Annotated in this window: 4 protein-coding genes; 3 read left to right on the top strand and 1 reads right to left on the bottom strand. The window is 63.2% G+C overall.

The window, feature by feature from the left end:
* Nucleotides 1-264 precede the first annotated feature (264 nt).
* Nucleotides 265-1683: a tyrosine-type recombinase/integrase gene (locus SM191_RS16590; RefSeq protein ID WP_341507152.1), complete on the bottom strand. Its 1419-nt coding sequence runs from the start codon at nucleotides 1681-1683 to the stop codon at nucleotides 265-267.
* A gap of 241 nt (nucleotides 1684-1924) precedes the next feature.
* On the opposite strand from SM191_RS16590, the gene SM191_RS16585 reads away from it, so the two are divergent.
* The 3 genes from SM191_RS16585 to SM191_RS16575 all read left to right on the top strand — a co-directional run bounded on the left by SM191_RS16585 (nucleotide 1925) and on the right by SM191_RS16575 (nucleotide 21021).
* Nucleotides 1925-3124, top strand: a complete 1200-nt coding sequence (locus SM191_RS16585) for an EAL domain-containing protein (RefSeq protein WP_341507151.1) — start codon at nucleotides 1925-1927, stop codon at nucleotides 3122-3124.
* A 95-nt stretch (nucleotides 3125-3219) separates the two neighbouring features.
* Complete coding sequence (locus tag SM191_RS16580; protein WP_341507150.1) at nucleotides 3220-4989, top strand: ShlB/FhaC/HecB family hemolysin secretion/activation protein; 1770 nt, start codon at nucleotides 3220-3222, stop codon at nucleotides 4987-4989.
* Nucleotides 4990-5055: 66 nt separating this feature from the next.
* A complete protein-coding gene (locus tag SM191_RS16575) occupies nucleotides 5056-21021 on the top strand; it encodes a YDG domain-containing protein (protein ID WP_341507149.1) in 15966 nt (5321 codons plus the stop codon).
* Nucleotides 21022-21038: the final 17 nt, after the last annotated feature.

The following is a 21038-nucleotide window of genomic DNA, read 5'->3' as shown; positions in this document are numbered from 1 at the left end:
GTAACTCGTTCGGTATCGCAGGCTCTTTGCGTCGGGACATATCGGGTCTCCTTCTTCCCCTTTATGCCCGCCCGCACACGAAATTCCTGACACTCCCACAAGCTGGAGGTGCCTGAGGACGAGAACGAAGGCCGCCAACGTCATTATACCGTGGCACGCCGCACACCGACTTACTGTCGACGCCGAAGATGGCACAAGCCCGATGCTCGCGGATGCCGACCAGCTACCGAGCATGCTCGACGGCCTTCCGCCGAGCAGCGGACTTCATCGGTTCTTTCCCGCCACCTTCTTCCGCACGGCGTTGTCCAGCCCGGCGTCTGCCAGCAATCGTTTGACCCGGCAGCTCGATCGCGACCGATCGTCGTCGCTTCGGCTGTCGGCGGCTGTATTGCGAGGCGAATCCGCGCGGCAGGCTCGGGTCTTCGGGCCTCCACCTGCATGGCGGTGAAGGCCTTTGGCAGCGAGCACGGGCGAGGGGGTTCTGTCGCCCGAATGAGAAACGGCGTGCCGCCATATTCTGATATCGAAATGCCGTGACCTGGAGTGGCCGCCGCCACGGTGGTCGGCCATCGGGAAGCCATGGGGTGCGACACAAGCTCGCGCCTTGTCCGCTTCCTGATGGAACGGAGATTTGCCGCCAGGCCCCGAAAAGGTGTCGTCGACGTGCCTGTCGCCTGTGGTTTGTCCCTGCCCATGGCCGGACGACATGACGATTCCCGGATGGATCGATTTCGGATCGGAACGGGCATCGGGATTAGCTGCGGGCATGGTATTTAACCAGATCGCGACGCGATGGCGCTGCAACGGATCAGGGGTTGCATCTTCATAATAAGATTCTGATAAATCGTGGGAAATGCTGTTACGGTTTAGCCAAGAGTGTATCAACGTGCAACCGTCTGCTTTGCCAATTGACCGATTTGACGAAGCCGGTTGGGTTGTCGGGAAAATATGCCGATCGCGCTTAAGATGTGCCTCGGCTGGTAAACGCCTGTTTACCAAGTTCGTCGGGTCCTTCGAATCCCTGGTTCCATAAATATTCCCATTCAAATCTACGTCGAGAGGCGTGTTATCCGGTGCCGCCGCAACATGTTCCTCGGATGACGCCTTGTTGATAACATTGGTACGCCACATACGCGATGCAATGCGACGTTCTTCTGGGCCGATCGCATTGGTATAGATCGCGGTGGTCTTGATATCGGCATGGCCCAGCCAGCGCTGGATCAATGTCAGAGGAACGCTGGACTGGACGGCCCGCACGCCAAAACCATGGCGCAGCCCCTTGGGTGAGGCATGGTGCCCACGGATATTAGCCGCGTTCATCACGTCGCGTATCCGACGATAGCCGGTCATGCGTGACCAGGGCCATAGAAAACAATCCTTGATCTTCTCTCTTCTGATCCACGATTTGAGCATGTCGAGGAAGCGGGCAGGTAGGGGGATAGAACGAAATATCGTTTTTCCGCGCTTTTTCAGGCATCGGATCACGACGTGGCGTGACGCGAAGTCTATATTGCTTTCTTTCATCGCCAACGCCTCCGATATTCGGCATCCGGAATAAGCGATCATCAGGCAGAATAGGCGGATGCTGGCAGGAAATCGGTGAGCCGTATTGACGAATGCATCGATCTCGGCGGGATTCAGATATTTCCTCTGTCCATCGCAATTGAAAATCATGGGCGTCATTGAATCTGACCTCTTCATAATGTGGCCGGTGTTTCAGGTGGGCGCTGCCGAAACTGATAGGGAGCAGATGCAGCACGGCTGATACAGTTTTGGCTAAACTGTAACCGGCGGGGCGACTTGACAGGCGCGTTCCCGGGGGGTGCGGGTGATGATACAGGCAGAGCGCGGCGGCATGGGGTGGCGGGGGCGGTCGTTCGTTCCGGGTCTGGCTGTTCGTGCGGCTGGGGCAGCGAGGGCGCGTTTGTCCCTGCGTATCTGCAATTTCAATCATATCGACCGCGCTTATGGGTGCACGGTCGCGGCGGCGGTTGCGGTTGAAGTCCGACGTCGGCTGGTCGAGGCGTTGCCGGCGACGAGCCATGTCATGTCGGGTGGCGCGGACACGTTGCTCGCCAGCATAGGTCATGGGCGGGACCCGGACGCGGAAAGCGAGGCCGTCGAGGCGCTCTTCCCGGTCTGGTTGGCCTCTTTCTGCTCGGCGACGCTAGCCCGCCCGATCGCGACCGAGGCGGGGCCTCTCGGCGTCTGGCTGTCTGGGGATTGGGCGGTCGGCGGTCGGGAGGGCGAGCAAATCTTCCCGTTCGGCGGTCCGTCGATCGGGCATGAAGCGGACGCGGCGGCGCTCTACCGCGCCGATATGGCGTTGGCCGTGGACGTGCTGCCCATGCTCCTGGCTCCGCGCGATGGGGGCACCACGGAAAGCGGCCGGAGTTTGGTGCTCTATTGGCAACCCGTCATCGACGGCTCCGGAAGCGGGGCGGTCCTGTATCACGAGGCCTTGTGCCGTCTTTGCGATGCCGATGGCGCGATGGGTTCGCCGGGGCCATTGCTGCTGGCGCTGGAGCGGCTGGGCTTCGTCTGTGCGCTGGACCGCTATGTCGTCTCGGCGGTGATCGACGAGCTGGAAGCGGTGCCCGGTGTGACGCTGGCGGCCAATGTCTCGGCGCAAAGCCTGTCCTGTACGCAGTCCTGGAGCGAGATTCTCGCGCGGCTGGAGCGTCGGCCCGATATCGCCCGGCGGCTGGTCTGGGAGATTACCGAAACGGCGCTCGTGGCCGACATGAACCGGGCGGTGGCGTTCGTGTCGCGGGTCAAGTCGCTGGGGTGTCGGATCGCGATCGATGATTTCGGGGTAGGCTTCGCCTCGATCCGCCAACTCCTCATCTTCTCGCCCGACATCATCAAGATCGATCGCCTGTTCCTCGATCGCGCGATGCTGAGCGTGCGGGATGCGGGCATTTTCCGGCAACTGGTCGAACTGGCCCGGTCCTTTGGTGCCGAGGTCGTGGCGGAGGGGATCGAAACCCCGGCGCAGGCCGAGTTCGTTCGCTCGTGCGGGGCGTCCTGGCAGCAGGGCTATCTTCACGCCCGGCCCTCGCTGACCCGGCTGTGGCGGCGGGGCTGGGCGGCTCTCATCCAGCCTCCGGGCACCGCATGCTGATGCGGCACTGCTTTGTGGCCGCGACATCATCCGCACCGTCCCCTTTTTCCATCTTTCGTCCCGCCAACTGGCGGGTTCCGTCCGTCGAGGTTCCCGTGTTCCTGCCCGATACCCCTTGCTTCCGCCCCCGCCTGCGCTCCTATCGGCTATCGATCCGGGGGGTGGGCAGCGTGACGGCGTTGCCGCTGGGGCTGATGCTGGCGGCTCCCGCCCTGGCGCAGAATGTGCCGTCCCGGATCGTACCGCCGACGCTCGACCCGAACCGGGTGCAGGACAATGTCGCGCGCACGCCAGAGCCGGTTCCGTCGGCGCCACTGGCAGTCCAGGCCTCTCCGCAACAGGCCGTGCCCGAAGCCGCTGCCGCCACCCGCTTCGTCTGGCGGGAGGTGCGCATCGAGGGCGCCACGGTCATCCCCGTCGCGCGGCTGATGCGTGAATGGAAGCATGCGCCGGGCGAAGAGGTCAGCGTCGAGGACGTGTTCCGCTTCGCCAATGCGCTGACGCGGCTCTATGCGAAGAAGGGCTATGCCATCTCATTCGGGGTGGTGCCCGAACAACAGATCAAGGACGGCATCATCACCATCCGGGTGGTGGAAGGCTTTGTCAGCCGGATCGACTTCACCGGCGCGAAACTGCCCAGCGGGCTGCTCGGGCGCGGGCCGGTCGCCGATATCGCCGAGCGCATCCGCCAGTCGCGGCCCTTACGCAATGCCGATCTCGAGCGCTATTTGCTGCTCATCAACGACGTGCCGGGCGTCACCGCACGCGCCACGCTATCGCCAGCCCCCGACCTCGTGGGCGGTTCGATCCTGACGATCGAGATCGCGCGCAAGCGGCGGTCGATGGATGTCGGCTATAACAGCTTCATGCCCCGGACGCTGGGCACCCATGTCGTGGGCGGCACCGTCGAGGCCAATGCGCTGCTCACCGGCGGCGACCGGCTGCGGCTGGGGGCCTATCAGAGCATCACCGGCAATGCGTACTGGAACCTGTCGGGCGACTATGTCTCGATCCTCGACCAGGACGGGTTGTCGCTGGCGGTGTCGGGCAGCCATTCGCACACGCGGCCGACCACCCCGCTGCTGCGCCTGCTGGGTTATCAGGGCAGCGCGACGACCGGGCGGGTCAGCCTGAGCTATCCCTTCATCCGCTCGCGAACCGAAAATCTCGCGGTCGAAGTGGGGGCGGCGATCGCCAACACCGATTCCGAACTGCTCCGCCGGGCCGAGATGCGCGACCGGCTGCGCTCGGTGGTGACCACGCTGACCTATGACGTGACCGATGCGCATCTGGCCGCCAGTTCGTTGCGGCTGGGGCTGGAGCAGGGGCTGAAGAAACTCGATGCGCGCGGCAACAGCCGCGCCAACGGGCGGCTCGACTATCTGCTGCTGACCATGGAGGTGCAGCGGCTCCAGCCCATCGCGCGGGTGGCGGGTGGCCAGGTCTCGACACTGATCGCCGCGCAAGGTCAGGCAGCGGCCAAGGGCCCGCTCTATAGCTCGGCCGAGTGCAGCTATGGCGGGCGTCGCTTCGGGCGGCGCTTCGATGCGGGCGCGTTGGTCGGCGACCATTGCCTGCTCTCCAGCGTCGAACTGCGCTGGAGCACGCCCGCCAATATCGGCGACGTGCCCGTCGGGCTCCAGACCTATGGCTTCGTCGATGCCGCACAGGTCTGGCAGAAGGGGCGGCTGCTTCCCGGCGAGCGCCGCTCGGCGACCGCCGCCACCGCCGGGCTGGGGCTGCGGCTGAGCCTGACCGATCATATCAGCGGCGGCATCGAGGCGAGCCGGATCGTCAAGGCCCCGCGCGGCAGCCCGATCGAGCGCGGCGGTCGCCTGCTCGGCAGCATGTCCTTCCGTTTCTAGGCACGACGGCCGGGTCGGGACCCGGTCAGGGCCATGTGATCCAATCGATTTCCAGGATTTGATACGATGACGAACAGGGGCAAGCGCTGGTACGGCGGCACGAGCGGGATCGCGATCACGGTCGCGGCGGGGGCGTTGATATATGCCACCCCGGCCTTCGCGCAGCTTTCCGGCGGGCAGGTCGTGGGCGGCCAGGCGACGATCAGCGGCCAGGGCACGTCGCAGACCACGATCACCCAGACCAGCGACCGCGCGATCGTCAACTGGGACCGCTTCTCGCTCGGCGCAGGCGACACGGCGGTGTTCCAGCAGCCCGATGCCAGGTCGATCACGGTCAACCGGGTGACGGGTAGCGATCCCTCGACCATCCTGGGCTCGATCCAGGCCAATGGCCAGGTCGTCCTCATCAACCGCAACGGCGTGCTGTTCGGCAAGGGCTCGCAGGTCGACACCGCCGGGCTGATCGTCTCGACCCACGATATCGATGCGCAAGGATTCCTGCGCGGCGACAGCCTGCTGCGCTTCAACGACGGCGGCAACGACCGGGCCGAGATCGTCGTCGAGGGGCGGATCACCATCCGCGACGCCGGCATGGCCGCGTTCGTCGCGCCGCATGTCCGCAATTCCGGGCTGATCCTGGCCGATATGGGCCGGGTGTCGCTGGCGGCGGGCAAGGGCTTCGGCATCGACCTGTACGGCGACGGGCTGGTCCGGTTCGCAGGCTCGGACGCGATCACGGGCACGCTCAAGGACGCCAAGGGCCAGCCCTTGAAGGCGCTGGTCGAGAATGACGGCACCATCGCCGCGCGGGGCGGTCGCATCCTGCTGACCGCGTCGGCGGCGCGCGAGGTGGTCAACGCCTCGGTCAACGTGTCGGGCATCGTGCGCGCGGACTCCGTCTCGTCGCAGGGCGGGGTCATCACCCTGTCGGGCTCGGGCGGGATCGGGACCGAGACGCGATCGGTGATCTCGGCGGCGGGCGCGAGCGGGGGCAGCGTGACCATCACCGGCGGCAGCGTCGGGCTGGGCGGGCTGATCGACGCCTCCTCGACCGGGGTGAAGCAGAATGGCGGCACCGTTACCGTCAAGGCGGACGGGCTGTTGTCGCTGGGCGGCACGACGCTGGCAACCAGTTCGCTCGGTTCGGGTGGCAGCGTGACCTATCAGGCGGGGCGGCTGTTCGAGAATAGCGATGGCCGCACCAACGTCTCCGGCCTGATCGACGGCGGCACGATCCGTTCGGTGGTCAGTGGCATGGCGATGACGTCGGGCCGCTATTTCGCCGACGGCGTCTATGGCCTGGGCGGGCGGATCGACATGACCGCGATGGACCTGCGGCTGCTCAGCGCGACCGTTGCCGCGACCGGGCGGGGCGGCGGCGGGCTAGTGCGAATCGGCGGGCCGTTCCAGGGCGGCAAGACGCCGGACACGAGCCAGTCCTATTACCAGAGCTTCCTCGGTCGCTGGGGCGATCTGCCGACGCTGGCGACGGCGGGCCATGCGTTCGTCAATGACGGCACGCTGATCGATATCGCCTCGTCCAAGGGGCAGGGCGGCACGGCGGTCATCTGGTCGGACGCGCAGACCACCTTCCTGGGCGCGATCGACGCGCGCGGGGCGAAGGGTGGCGCGGTCGAAATCTCCTCGGCACAGGATCTGCGCCGCGCCGATCTGAGCCATGTCCAGGTCGGCGGCGGCCACCTGCTGCTCGATCCGAAGAACATCATTATCGGCGACCTGAACTCGGTCCAGTCCTGGGCCTATCAGGGGATTATCGGCAAGGCCTATGCCAGTGCTAACGTCAATGCGGCGACCCTGAAGGCCGGAGAGAATTACGGTAATTCCGTCGCATTGAACAAGATCGGAGATCGGCTGGCGGTCGGAGCCTGGCAAAATGCTGGTGATAGCGGGAGCCAGACTGGTAGCGGTGCAGTATATCTCTTTACCTTCACCGACGCCAATTTCAGTGGAGGATCGCTCGCGTCTATATTGGGGCAAGGCTATTCCGGCGGGAAGAATTTCGGCGTTGGCCTGAAATCCGGTGATGGCTTTGGTTCGGGTGTTTCCCTGAGTGCGGATGCGACCCGATTGGCGGTTGGTGCGACAGGCGATGCGGGCAATGGAGGCACTGCGTCTACTTCGAACACTGGCGCGGTTTATTTGTTTAGCTTCACCGACACTGCTTTCGGCGGCGCGTCGCTTACGGCGAAAATCGGCAAGGGCTACACCGGCGGAAACAATGTCGATGTAACTGTACGAGGCGGTTTTGGTTGGTCCGTCGCTTTAAGTGGCGATGGCAAACGCTTGGCTGTGGGGGCGCCGGCGGATACTGGGCAGGCCAGTGACACCTCGAATGCCGGTGCTGTGTACCTGTTCACGTTTGGCGACGGAAATTTTACCGGCGGTCAGAATGTGGCGATATTTGGTAAAGGGTATACGCGCAATAGTAGCAATCCGAAAAATTATGACGTTCCTGGCGTTAACGGCGGTGGATATTTTGGATCCTCTGTAGCGCTGAACGCGGATGGATCGCGTTTGGTGGTTGGTTCGCCTTGGACAACCGCTGCCAATGATAGCAGCAAGACGAATAGCGGATCCGTCCGCCTCTTCACATTTTCGGATGCTAATTTTACCGCTGGGACATTGGCAAACACTATCGGCGCGGGCTATGGTGTGAATGTCAGCTTGGACGCATCGGATGGATTTGGTTCGTCTGTTTCGTTGAGCGCCGATGCGACCCGCCTAGCCATCGGTGCTCGAGGCGATGCTGGCTATAACAACGTTTCGGGTTTCAATACTGGCGCAGCCTATTTATATACATTCAGCGATGGAAATTTCAGCGGCACCACCCTCACGTCCATCATCGGTAAGGGCTATACTGGCGGGAATAACGTCGACGTCGCCAGCCTAGAGGCTGGGGATGCGTTCGGTATCGGGCTGAGCCTAAACGGGACCGCAACACGGCTGGCCGTTGGAACTTGGCAAGACGATGGGGCTGGCAATAGACTGACGAACAGCGGCGCGGTGCGTCTGTTCTCCTTTGCCGACACCAGCTTCACCGGCGGTACGCTCGTGGGAACGATCGGCAGCGGCTATACCGGCAGTCGGAATGTCGATGTGTCGGCTATCCGAAGCAACTATTTCTATGGTTACGCTACATCTCTGAATGCAAACGGTGACAGGCTAGCCGTAGGATCGGTGGGCGACCCTAACGCCAGTCAAACCGATCCGAATACGGGGGCGGTCTATCTATTTTCGTTTGCTGATAGAAATTTCTCTTCGGGGTCTCTTCAGGGAATAATTGGACGTGGATACACTGGCGGCAAGAACTTTGACGTCAATAGTGTCGGAAATCTAGAAGGCGGAGATCAGTTTGGTTCTTCCGTGTCGCTGAATGCCACGGGTAATCGGCTCGCGGTCGGCGCTCGACTAGATGACGGTCGCGATAATAGTAAAGTCGATAGCGGCGCCGTATATCTATTCAATTTTACGGACACCGATTTTAATGGCGCTTCTCTAAAGGCGAGGATTGGCTCGGGCTACGATATCAGCGTCGGGCTCGCGGGTGGAGACAGATTCGGTACGTCGGTCTCGCTTAACGGGGCGGGCAATCTGTTGGCGGTCGGGTCACCCCAAAACGGTGGGGCGAGTGGAACGCAATATGGTTCGGTCTACCTGTTCAGCTTCAGCGACAGTAGCTTTTCGAACGGGACGCTGATCGGGGTAGTCGGCAAAGGTAAGAGCGGGTCAAAAGATTATAACATTTCAGGACTGAACGATAGGGATCAGTTCGGTTCATCGGTTTCGCTAAATGCGAACGGCGATCTGATGGCGATTGGAGCGAGCAATACGGCGTCAGGTACAGGTGCCGTGTACCTGATGAGCTTTAATAACTCGAATAGCTCGGACCCCTATAAAAATCCGTCGCTCCTTGGAACGATGGGCAAAGGATACACCGCAGGCGGAAAGGATTTCAACGTCGGGGCGTTGAATTCTGGGGACAATTTTGGTACGGCGGTATCGCTTAATGCCAATGGCAGAGCCATGGCGGTTGGTGCTCCCAATGCAAGTGGCAATGGGGCCGTATACTTGTTCAGTTTTACTGATACCAGTTTTTCGGGGGCCGTTAAGCAGGGTACCATCGGGAATACCGTCTCAAGTGTCAACGATATTGGGCTTGGTACCCTCGATTCCAATGATCAATTCGGTTATGCGGTTTCGCTGAACGGGACGGGAAACAGATTGGCAGTTGGTGCCTTTCTGGACGCTGGAGCCGGTAATTCTGCGCCGGGTGGCGGCGCAGTCTATCTGTTCGGGTTCAGCGACGCGAACTTCACTGGCGGTGCGCTGCTCGGCACGATGGGCAAGGGCTATCTCGGCGATGGCGGGCGCAACATCGATGTGTCGCGGCTGTCGGCGGGGGATGGGTTCGGCACCTCCGTCGCGCTCAATGCGGACGCCACGCGGATGGCGATCGGCGCGCCCAAGGATAGCGGCTTCGATGGTTCCTTGTCCAACGGTGGTGCCGTTTATCTGTTCACCTTCAACGACGGCAACTTCAACGGCGGGACGCTGGCAGGGATTGTCGGGAAAGGCTATTTCGGCGGCAAGAACGTCAATGTCGGCAGTCTGCAATCCGACTATTATTTTGGTCAGTCCGTTGCGCTGAACGGCCTTGGGAATCGAATGGCCGTGGGCGCGTCAGGTGCGGCGGGCGCGAATGGTTCGTCCGGCACCAGGGCCGGTGCAGTATATCTGTTCAGCTTCACCGACACCGATTTCAACGGTGGTGTTCAGCAGGCTGTGCTGGGCAAGGGCTATACGGGTGGCAAGAACTATGATGTCTCGGTTCTTGATGCGGGCGTCGCGTTTGGGCACGCCGTATCCTTCAATAGCACTGGAACCCTGCTGGCTGTGGGAGCCCATGGCGATGCTGGCGCTTCGAAGAATGTGTCTGGTGCCGGAGCCGTCTATCTTTTCAGTTTCACCGACGCGAATTTCTCGGGCGCTGCCTTGGAAGCCATATTGGGCAAAGGCTATTCCCCGACTGGCAGCACCCCCAAATACAGGGACGTGGCGGCTCTGCAAGCCAATGACTATTTCGGTGTATCCGTATCCCTGAATGCTGCAGGTGACAAGCTTGCGGTCGGCGCATTTGCAGATGACGGTTACAATAACGGCAATATGGACGCTGGCGCCGTTTATATATTCAGCTTCGACAATTCGCAATCCAATGCTCCATTCAGTAGCGGTGTTCTTCAGTCAGTAATAGGGAAGGGATATTCCAGTAGCACCGGCAGCAAGAATGTAGACATAGGTGAATTAGGGGTTAGCGATGCTTTTGGCGTGTCGGTTTCTCTCAATGCAACGGGTGACCGGGTCGCCGTCGGCGCATGGGGGGATGGTGGATTTGGGGATACTACCGGCGCCGCTGGCGCGGTGTACTTGATAAGCTTCTCCGATACCAATCTGACTGGTGGTTCGGTTACGGGCATCATCGGCAAAGGATATGCTGGCGGCAAGAATGTGAATGTCGGGGCATTGGAGACGGGCGATCGATTGGGTCGATCCGTCGCCTTGGCGAGCAACGGGGCGCGGCTGGTTGTTGGCGCATTTGCCGATGGCGGTTTCGGCAATGTGTCCTCTGACAGCGGCGCGGCCTATCTGTTCAGCTTTGCGGACACGAGTTTCACCGGCGGCAAGCTGATGGGCACGGTCGGCAAGGGTTATACCGGCGGCAAGAATGTCGATGTCACGCGATTGCGCTGGTCCGACCGGTTCGGTGCATCGGTTTCGTTGAATGCACGGGGCGATCGGTTGGCCGTGGGGGCCGTTGGCGACGACACTGCGTCGAACAGTGCGACGGATGTGGGTGCCGTCTATCTCTTCAGCTTCACGGACACCAACTTCACCGGTGGCACCCTGCAGGCGATCCTGGGAAGCGGGTATAGCGGCGGCAAGAACGTCAATGTCGGATCGCTCGGCAGGGTTCGTGGCTTTGGCACTTCCGTTGCCCTGAGCGGAGACGCTACGACGCTGGCCGTCGGTGCGACCAGCGATAGCGGGGCGAACAACAATAGTCCGAATAGCGGTTCGGTCTATCTGTTCAACTTTACCGATACGAGCTTCAGCGAGGGAACCCAGTCGGGCAAGCTGGGCAAGGGATATGGCAGTGCCGATGGCTCCGCCAGCGTCAATGTCAGTGGGTTGCAGGCATTCGATCTCTTCGGCAGTTCGGTGTCGCTGAATGCGGCGGGCACGCGCCTGGCCGTCGGGGCTCCGGGCGATCAAAGCGGCACCGGGGCGGTCTATCTGTTCAATCTCGCGCTCGCCGGCACGTCGCCGGTCACCCTGGGCAAGAGCAAGGCTCTCGATGTCGGCTTGTCGGCCGGTAGCAACTTTGGAAGCTCGGTTTCCCTTAACGCGATCGGCGACCGGCTTGCGGTCGGTGCGGTGAACGATCGGGGTTCTTCGGGAAGCGGGTCGGCAACCGGAGCCGTCTATCTGTTCGGTCTGTCGGTGGATGGATCGGGTAACTACACGGCTGGTAACAAGCTGGCGACGATCGGTGTCGGCTATACCGGGAGCGGAAACGTCAATGTCGGCCTGAACGCGGGCGATCAATTCGGCTCCGCCGTGTCGCTGAACGCACTTGGCGATCGGCTGGCCATAGGCGCGTCAGGTGACGACGGTGCCGCTCGCTCATCGGCCAGCAACGACTATGGCGCTGCCTATATCTTCGATTTCATCAACGCCAATTATAGCAGCGTCACGCGGCAAAGCGTGCTCGGTAAAGGCTATGGCGGTGGCAAGAACGTCGATGTCGCTGCACTGGACCCACTGGATCATTTCGGCGCGGGCATCTCGCTCAACGCGGTCGGCGATCTGCTGGCGGTAGGAAGCATGACGGATGCAGGTGCTTCCAACCTGTTATCGCAGAGTGGCGCAGTATATCTGTTCAGCGCGGTGTCGCACAATGCGATGACGCAAAGCTATGGCTTTGAAAGTGCGGACACGGTCACGCTGAAGGCGTCCGATATCGCGGCCCAATTGGCGGCCGGGACGGTGGTTTCGCTCCAGGCGTCGAACGACATCACCGTCAATAGCCCGATCACCGTGTCGAGCGGCAGCGGCGGGGATCTGTCGTTGGCGGCGGGGCGATCGGTTCTCATCAACGCGAACATCACGAATCTGTCTGGCGCGTTCGACGTCTATGCGAACGATACAGCCGATCATGGGGTGATCGCGAGTCAGCGGGATGCCGGCGCGGCCGAGATAACGATGGCTCCTGGAACGGCCATTCGAACGGCTTCTCGCGTGACCTTTGCCCTGGGCGACGGGGTGGATTCGAACAGTCCCGCGGCGAGCGGCATCATCACGCTTCGATCGGTCAGCACCGGGGATATAAGCATATTTAGTGGGGGCACTGTCGTGCTGCCGAGCGGCGCCGCGTTGATTGCCACGGGCACGAGTGCTTCGGCCACTACATCCAGTTCCGCGCTCCGTGTGGTAACCCAGAGGTTCGTCAACAATGCCGGTTCGTCCGCACTGAGCGCGCCGAACGGTCGTTGGCTGGTCTGGTCGGCGAACCCGGCCAACGACACGGTCGGCGGCCTGGATTATGCCTTCAAGCAATATAATTATACCTCTCTTCGAACCAGGCCACAGGCGACTGGCAACGCTCTCGTCTACACGCTCGCGCCGACGCTGGGTGCGACGCTGGGGGCCTATACCAAGACCTATGACGGTTCGACGACCGCGACGGTCACCGGCCTGCTGACGGCAACGGGCGTGGTCGGTGGAGATATTGTCACGCTGGCATCGACCGGTGCGACATTCGACACCAAGGATGCCGGGAGCGGCAAGACGGTAACGGCCTCGGGCCTGTGGATCGGTAGCGCCACGATCTTTAATGGGATCCGCGACGTCCCGGTCTATGGCTATACGCTCACGCCGACTTCCGTGACGAACACTGCCAGCGTGGTCAACCAGGCGGCGCTGACCATCACCGGTGGCACGCAATCGGTGACCTATGACCGGACGGCGCACACCAACGGCTATACCATCACGAACGGGACGCTGTACGGCAGCGACAGCGTGACGGGGGTGAGTGGACTCGGCTCGGGCACCAATGCGGGCCGCTATGCGGATACCCTGTCGAACGCGACCGGCTCGGGGCTGTCCAACTATGCGATCACCTATGTCAACGGCGCGCTGACCATCGACAAGGCGGTGCTGTCGATCAGCGGCACCAGCATCGCGGCCAAGACTTATGACCGGACGACGAGTGCCGGTGTGGTCAACGCGGGCACCTTGTCGGGTCTGATCGGCAGCGAGACGCTGGGCGTGACCGGCAATGCTGCGGCGCTGTCGAGCAAGAATGTCGGCAGTTACACGACGACGGTCTCCTATACGCTGGCCGATGGGGGCAATGGTGGCCTCGCTTCCAACTATTCGCTCGGCTCGACCAGCGGACTTTCCGCCGAGATCATTCCCGCTGCATTGACGCTGTCGGGTAGCTTTGCCGCCAGTGATCGCGTGTATGACGCCACGACTTCGGCCTCCGTCGCGACGAATGGCCTGTCGATGACGGGCGTCGCCTCAGGCGATAGCGTGTCCTTTAAGACAAGCGGCGCCACGGGTCATTTCGCCGATAAGAATGTCGGTACGAACAAGACCGTTACGCTCAGCGCGTCGGGGGTGCTGACCGGCGCGGATGCGGGCAATTATGTGCTGGCGGCAGGCGCGCCGACCGCAACGGCAACGATCACGCCTGCATCGCTGTCGGTGGGTGGTGGTTTCACGGCCAGCGATCGCATCTATGATGCGACCACATTGGCGGCGGTGACGACGAACAGTCTGACACTGTCGGGCATCGTGGGAAGCGATGTGGTTTCGCTGAAGACGAGCGGGGCGACGGGACGTTTCGCCGATAAGAATGTCGGCACGAACAAGACGGTTACGCTCAGCGCGTCGGGGGTGCTGACGGGGGCGGATGCGGGCAATTATGTGCTGGCATCGGGGGCTCCGACCGCGACGGCGACGATCACGCCTGCTTCGTTGACCCTGGGCGGTAGCTTCACCGCCAGCGACCGTATTTATGATACGACGACAGTGGCGGCGGTGACGACGAACGGCCTGACATTGTCTGGGGTCCTGGGCAGTGACGCGGTTTCCCTGAAGACAAGCAACGCAACGGGCAACTTCGCCAACAAGAATGCCGGCACCAACAAGACGGTAAGTTTGAATATCACCGGCGTCCTGACCGGCGCGGATATGGGCAATTATGTCTTGGCGGCAGGCGCTCCGACCGCCACCGCCACGATCACACCCGCTTCGCTGGTCATCTCGGGCGTCAGTGCGACGAACAAGATTTACGATGGCACGATCGCCGCTGACCTTCGCGGTGGAACGATCACGGTGTTCGGTGGCGATGCGGTCACCTTGTCGACCGCAAATGCGGCCGGAACCTTCGCCAATAAGAATGTCGGAACGGGCAAGGGGGTAACGGCTTCCGGCTATGCCATTTCGGGTACGGATGCGGGCAATTATGCGCTGGTCCAACCCACCGGTCTGACGGCCGATATCGCCGCGCGGATCTTGGCCCTGTCAGGCAGCTTTACGGCACAGGACAAGGTCTATGACGCGACGACGACGACGGCGTCGATCGATACGAGCGGCCTGAGCCTTTCCAACGCTGTGGCCGGGGATGATATTCATCTGAGCCTGGCGGGCGCCACCGGCAGCTTCGCGAATAAGAATGTCGGTAATGGCAAGGTCGTAACGCTGAGTACGGCAGGCTCGCTGACAGGCGCGGATGCCGGAAACTACAGTTTCAGCGTTTCGGCTCCGACGACGACCGCGAACATCACGCCAGCCAGCCTTATGGTCACTGGAATTACGGTCGTGGACAAGGTCTATGACGCCGCCACGACGGCGACTTTGACCGGCGGGACGGTGAGTTCGCTGGGCAGCGATGCCGTGACATTGGTGACGACTGGGGCAACCGGCAGCTTCGCCGACAAGAATGTCGGTACGGGCAAAGCGGTGATCGCTTCGGGCTATGCCATTAACGGACCCGACGCCGGAAATTATAGCTTGGTGCAGCCGAGCGGGGTGACCGGTACGATCACGGCCAAGCTCTTGTCGATCGGTGCGCCCAGCATCGCTGGTAAAAGCTATGACGGGGCGACGGCACCGGGAACGTTGACGATCGGCAGCCTGACGGGTCTGGTAGGCAGCGAAACGCTGGACGTGACCGGCACGGCGACGGCGCTGTCCGGCAAGAATGTCGGCAGCTACACGACGACGGTCACCTATGTGTTGGCGGACGGCAGCCATGGCGGACTGGCCTCCAACTATACGCTGTCTGCGACAAGCGGCGTCTCCGCGATCATCACCGCCAAGTCGTTGGCCGTGACCGGCGTTACGGTGACCGGCAAGGTGTATGATGGTACGGCGGCTGCGACGCTGAACGGAGGCACATTGTCCGGCCTGGTGTCGGGCGATACGGTCCTTCTGACGAACGGTCGTGGCCTGTTCGCGGACAAGAATGTCGGAACCGCCAAGGCGGTAAGCGCATCCGGCTACACCATTTCGGGGACGGATGCGGGCAATTATGCGCTCATCCAGCCGACCGGAATGACGGCCGACATCGCCGCACGTACGCTGGGCGTATCGGGCAGTTTCACCGCGCTGGACAAGGTCTATGACGCGACGACCACGGCATCGATCGACACCAGCGGTTTGGGCTTGTCCAACGCCTTGGCGGGAGACGATGTCGGGCTGAATCTGGCAGGCGCGAGCGGCCGCTTTGCCGACAAGAATGTCGGGGCGGGCAAGCTCGTGACCCTCAGCACGGCAGGCTCGCTGACCGGTGCCGATGCGGGCAATTACAGCTTTGCGGCGTCCGCCCCCACGACGATGGCCAGCATCACGCCTGCGACGTTGAACGTCGTCGGTGTGGGTGCGCAAGCTAAGGTTTATGATGCCTCGACGGTTGCCAGCCTGACGGGCGGATCGGTACGACCGCTGGGCAGCGATGTGGTGGTGCTGGTCACTACGGGCGCGGTCGGTGCGTTCGCCGATAAGAATGTCGGCACTGGCAAGCTTGTGTCCGCATCCGGCTATGCCATTTCGGGGACGGATGCGGGGAATTATACGCTCGCCCAGCCGACCGGACTGACGGCGGATATCACGCGCGCGACCCTTTCCGTCATGGGCGTAACCGTCGCGAACAAGGTTTATGACGCCACCACGGCGGCGATCCTGTCCGCCGGTGGGGTGACCGCGCTTGGCCGCGACGTGGTCACGCTGTCGACTGCCGGCGCGACGGGCGCCTTTGCCGACAAGAATGTCGGGACGGGCAAGGCGGTAACGACCTCGGGCTATGCCATTTCGGGGACGGACGCAGGCAATTATACGTTAGTCCAGCCGACCGGACTGACCGCGAACATCACCCAGGCCAGTCTCCTGGTCACCGGCGTCACCGTTGCGAACAAGGTCTATGACGCCGGAACATCGGCCACGCTGTCCGGCGGAGCGGTCGCGGCGCTGAGCGGGGACGTCGTGACGTTGGTCACGGCCAGCGCGACCGGCAACTTCGCGACCAAGAATGTCGGCACGGGCAAGGCGGTGACCGCATCCGGCTACACCATTTCAGGGACCGATGCGGGCAACTATGCGCTGATCCAGCCGGTCGGTTTGACGGGGAATATCGCCAAGGCCGATCTAACCGTCACCGGCGTCACGGCCTCCTCGAAGACCTATGACGGGACGGACACGGCGAGCCTTTCCGGGGGCGGGGTAGCTGTCTTGGGCGGTGACGTGGTCACGCTGTCCACGAGCGGCGCGTTCGGCCGCTTCGCCAGCAAGAATGCGGGCGCGGGCAAGGTGGTGACGGCGTCGGGCTACACCATTTCGGGTGTGGATGCGGGCAACTATATGTTGATCCAGCCCGTGGGACTGACCGCGACGATCGACCCTCGTTCGCTGGCGGTGTCCGGTCGCTTCACCGCGCAAGACAAGGTGTATGACGCGACAACCACCGCGTCGATCGATACCAGCGGTCTCAGCCTGGCCAATGCCGCCGTGGGCGATGATGTCCGGCTGAATCTGAACGGCGCAACCGGCCATTTCGCCAGCAAGACGGTCGGCAATGCCAAGCTGGTGACGTTGAGCACGGCGGGCTCGCTGGTGGGCGCGGACGCGGACAATTACGTTTTCAACGCGTCGGCCCCGACGACGACCGCCAACATCACACCTGCGACGCTGAATGTCGTCGGGGTGAGCGCGCTCGACAAAGTCTATGACGCCAATGTGGCTACAGGCCTGACGGGCGGCTCGGTGACAGCGCTGGGCAGTGACGTGGTCACTCTGGTGACCAGCGGTGCGACGGCCTTCTTTGCTGACAAGAATGCCGGTTCGGGCAAGGTGGTGACGGCGTCGGGCTATGCGATCTCCGGCACGGATGCGGGCAACTATACACTGGTTCAGCCGACGGGCCTGACGGCGAATATCTCCCAGGCCGTCCTGACTGTGACGGGCGTGATTGCCCAGAACAAGGTCTATGATGCCACGACGACGGCGGCCCTGTCCGGCGGCACGGTGACGGCGTTGGGCCAGGATGCCGTGACCCTGTCGACCTTGGGGGCAGCGGGCCGCTTCGACGATAAGAATGTCGGATCCGGAAAGCGGGTGAGCGTATCGGGCTATTCGATTTCGGGGGCGGACGCTGGCAATTATATACTGGGCCAGCCGACCGGTTTGATGGCGAGCATTACACCGGCGACCCTGTCGGTCGTGGGCGTGCGTGCGGCGAACAAGACATATGATGCCAACACCCTCACGAGCCTCAGCGGCGGGGCGGTGACGGCATTCGGTGGCGACGCCGTGACGTTGGTGACGAGCGGGGCCAGCGGCAACTTCAGGGACAAGAATGTCGGCGCAGGCAAGACCGTGCTGGCTTCGGGCTATGCCCTTTCGGGCGCCGATGCGGGCAATTACCTGCTGGCGCAGCCGGTCGGACTGACCGCGGATATCGGTCGGGCGACGCTGGCCGTCACGGGGGTGACGGCACGGAACAAGGTCTATGACGCCGGTGTCGATGCGGCGCTGACCGGTGGCGTGGTGAGCGCGTTGCCAGGTGATGTCGTGACCCTCCTGACGGGCAGCGCAACCGGACGCTTCGCCGACAAGAATGTCGGTAACGCCAAGGCGGTGACGGCGTCGGGCTACACCATCTCGGGGACCGATGCGGGCAACTACACGCTGGTCCAGCCCATCGGGCTGAGTGCGGATATCAGCCGCGCCAGCCTGACGGTGCAGGGCGTCAGCGTGCTGACCAAGGTCTATGACGCGACCGTCGATGCGACCCTGACGGGTGGCACGGTGTCGGCACTGGGGGCGGATACGGTCATCCTGTCGACGAGCGCCGCTTCCGGCCGCTTCGCCGACAGGAATGCCGGGGTCGGAAAGGCCGTGACGGCGTCGGGCTACGTCATTTCGGGGGCGGATGCGGGCAATTACCTGCTTGTGCAGCCCACCGGGTTGAGCGGGGCGATCACCCCGGCCTCGCTGACGCTGGCGGGCAGCTTCACTGCGCGAAACAAGGTCTATGACGCGAGCGTCGCGGCACAGGTCGATGTCGGCGGGCTGTCGCTTGCGGGGATGATGGCGGGCGATGCGGTCGGGTTGGACCTGAGTGGGGCAACCGGGGCCTTTGCGGACAAGAATGTCGGCACCGCCAAGCGTGTAACGCTCGACTCCATCGCCGCACTGACGGGGGCGGACGCGGGCAATTACCGGCTTGTCTCGACCGCGCTGACCACGACGGCGGATATCACGCCCGCCAATCTTGCGGTCCTGGGCGTGACGGTGCGCGACAAGGTCTATGATGCGACGACGGCCGCGACCCTCATGGGCGGCACGGTCAGTGCCTTGGGCGGCGATGTCGTTACCTTGTCGGCGGCCGGTGCCGATGGGCGTTTTGCGGACAAGAATGTCGGCGCCGCCAAGATGGTGACCGCATCCGGCTACGCCATCTCGGGTGCGGATGCCCAAAACTACTATCTCATCCAGCCGACCGGGCTGACGGGAACGGTAACGCGCGCAGCGCTGGTGGTGAATGGAATGGCGGTTCGGAACAGAAGCTATGACGCGGGCACCGACGCGACCTTTACGGGGGGCGCAGTGCAACCCTTGGCACAGGACGCGGTCGGGCTCGATACGCGCGGCGGCCAGGCGCGCTTCGCGGACAAGAATGTCGGCAACGGCAAGACCGTCACTATCGCCGGTCTGACCCTGACCGGTGCGGATGCGGGCAATTATGCACTGGTCCAGCCGACCGGGCTGACCGCCGATATCACGCCCGCGCAACTCGTCGTCACCGGCGCGCGCGCTTCCGACAAGGTTTACGATGCGAACACCCTCGCGGCGATTTCGGGCGGCAGCGTGACCGCCTTCGCAGGCGATAGCGTGACGCTCGACAGGGCTGGCGTGAGCGGGGCTTTCGCCGACCGGAGGGTGGGCGGGGGCAAGGCGGTGACCGTCTCGGGCTATACGCTGGGCGGAGTCGATGCGGGCAATTACACCATCGTCCAGCCGACGGGCCTGACCGCCACGATCACCCCGGCGCGGCTGAACGTGCAGGGTGTCACGGTCGCGAACAAGGTCTATGACGGTGGCGGTGGGGCCGCGACGTCGGGCGGCTTCGTCACGGCGCTGGCGCCCGATACGGTCGCTCTGGTCACCACCGGCGCGGTCGCGCGGTTCGAGGATCGCAACGTGGGTGCGGGCAAGACCGTCATCGCCACGGGCTATACGCTGGCGGGCGCGGATGCGGGGAATTACACCATCGTCCAGCCGACCGGGCTGACCGCCGATATCACCCGTCTGGCCAGTGTCGTCTGGACCGGCAAGGGGGACGGCAAGAGCTGGTTCGATCCCGCCAACTGGGCGGGGCGCGCGATCCCTGACGGGGCCAATGTCGCCGATGTCGTCCTCCCGGCCAGCACGGCGATCAACTTCGACGGGGCGGGGCGCGTGCTGATCGACCGGCTGCTCACCACCCCGGACGCCGACACGGTGCGCAGCAGCACCGATACCGTGCTGACCTTGCTCAAGGGCAATCTGGTCGTTGCCAAGGATCTGCGCATCGACACGCTGGTCCAGCGGGGCGGGGCGCTGACCGGCGCGGGCCATGTGACGGTCCTTGACGGCTTCACCCAGACGGGCGGTGGGATCGCGGTGACGGGCGACGTCGCCATTCATCAGGGGGCTGGCGATCTCGAGACGTTGTCGATTTCGGGGCGCGATGTGACGTTGGTCGGCGATCAGGCGGTGCGGGCCGGAGGAACCGACGCATCGCGCGATCTGACGATCATAGCGGGCGGCGACGCCGTCCTGGGCGGGCCGACCCATGTCGGACGCAACCTGTCGGTGACGGCGGGGAAGAACGGTGCGGGCCGCATCCTGCAGGATCGGTATGTCACGGTCACTGGCGATGCCGTGCTGAAGGCGGTCGGCGATATCACGCTGACCAATAGCGGCAACCATTTCGGCGGCACGGTGTCGTGCACGTCCGGGTCGGGCAAGATTTCCGGTTCGTGCACGGCGGGCGGTCTGATCGATCAGGCGAGGATCGCGGCCGACAACCTGGCGGCACGCGCCGCCGTGATCAGTTCGGCTTCGGGCGGCGGATTGGGGGCGACGGCCATCGGGGTGGGTAGCCTGTTCACCGGTGGTCCGGCGACCGCGGGTGCCCTTCCGCCCGGCGCCCCGGCCTTCGAGGCGATGGCGAGCGCCCCCGTTTCCGCCGATGGAACCGGCGTCGCAGCGCTTCTCAAGGGGGAACCGGCCGACGCCACGATCGCGGGCGGGGCGGGCAAGATGCTGACCGATGCGGCCATCACGTCCAAGGCCGATATCACCTATGTCACCGCGCGCTTCGGCGATCAGGACGCCAAGGCGGTGTATCGGCAGGTGGTCCCGCAGACGAACCTGGGGGATGCGGTCTATTATGTCGGCAACTGAGCATCGGGCCATGTCCG

Origin of the sequence: Sphingomonas sp. 2378, from assembly GCF_038084995.1 — a bacterium.
GTDB lineage: Bacteria > Pseudomonadota > Alphaproteobacteria > Sphingomonadales > Sphingomonadaceae > Sphingomonas.
This window is presented reverse-complemented; position numbering and strand designations above follow the sequence as displayed.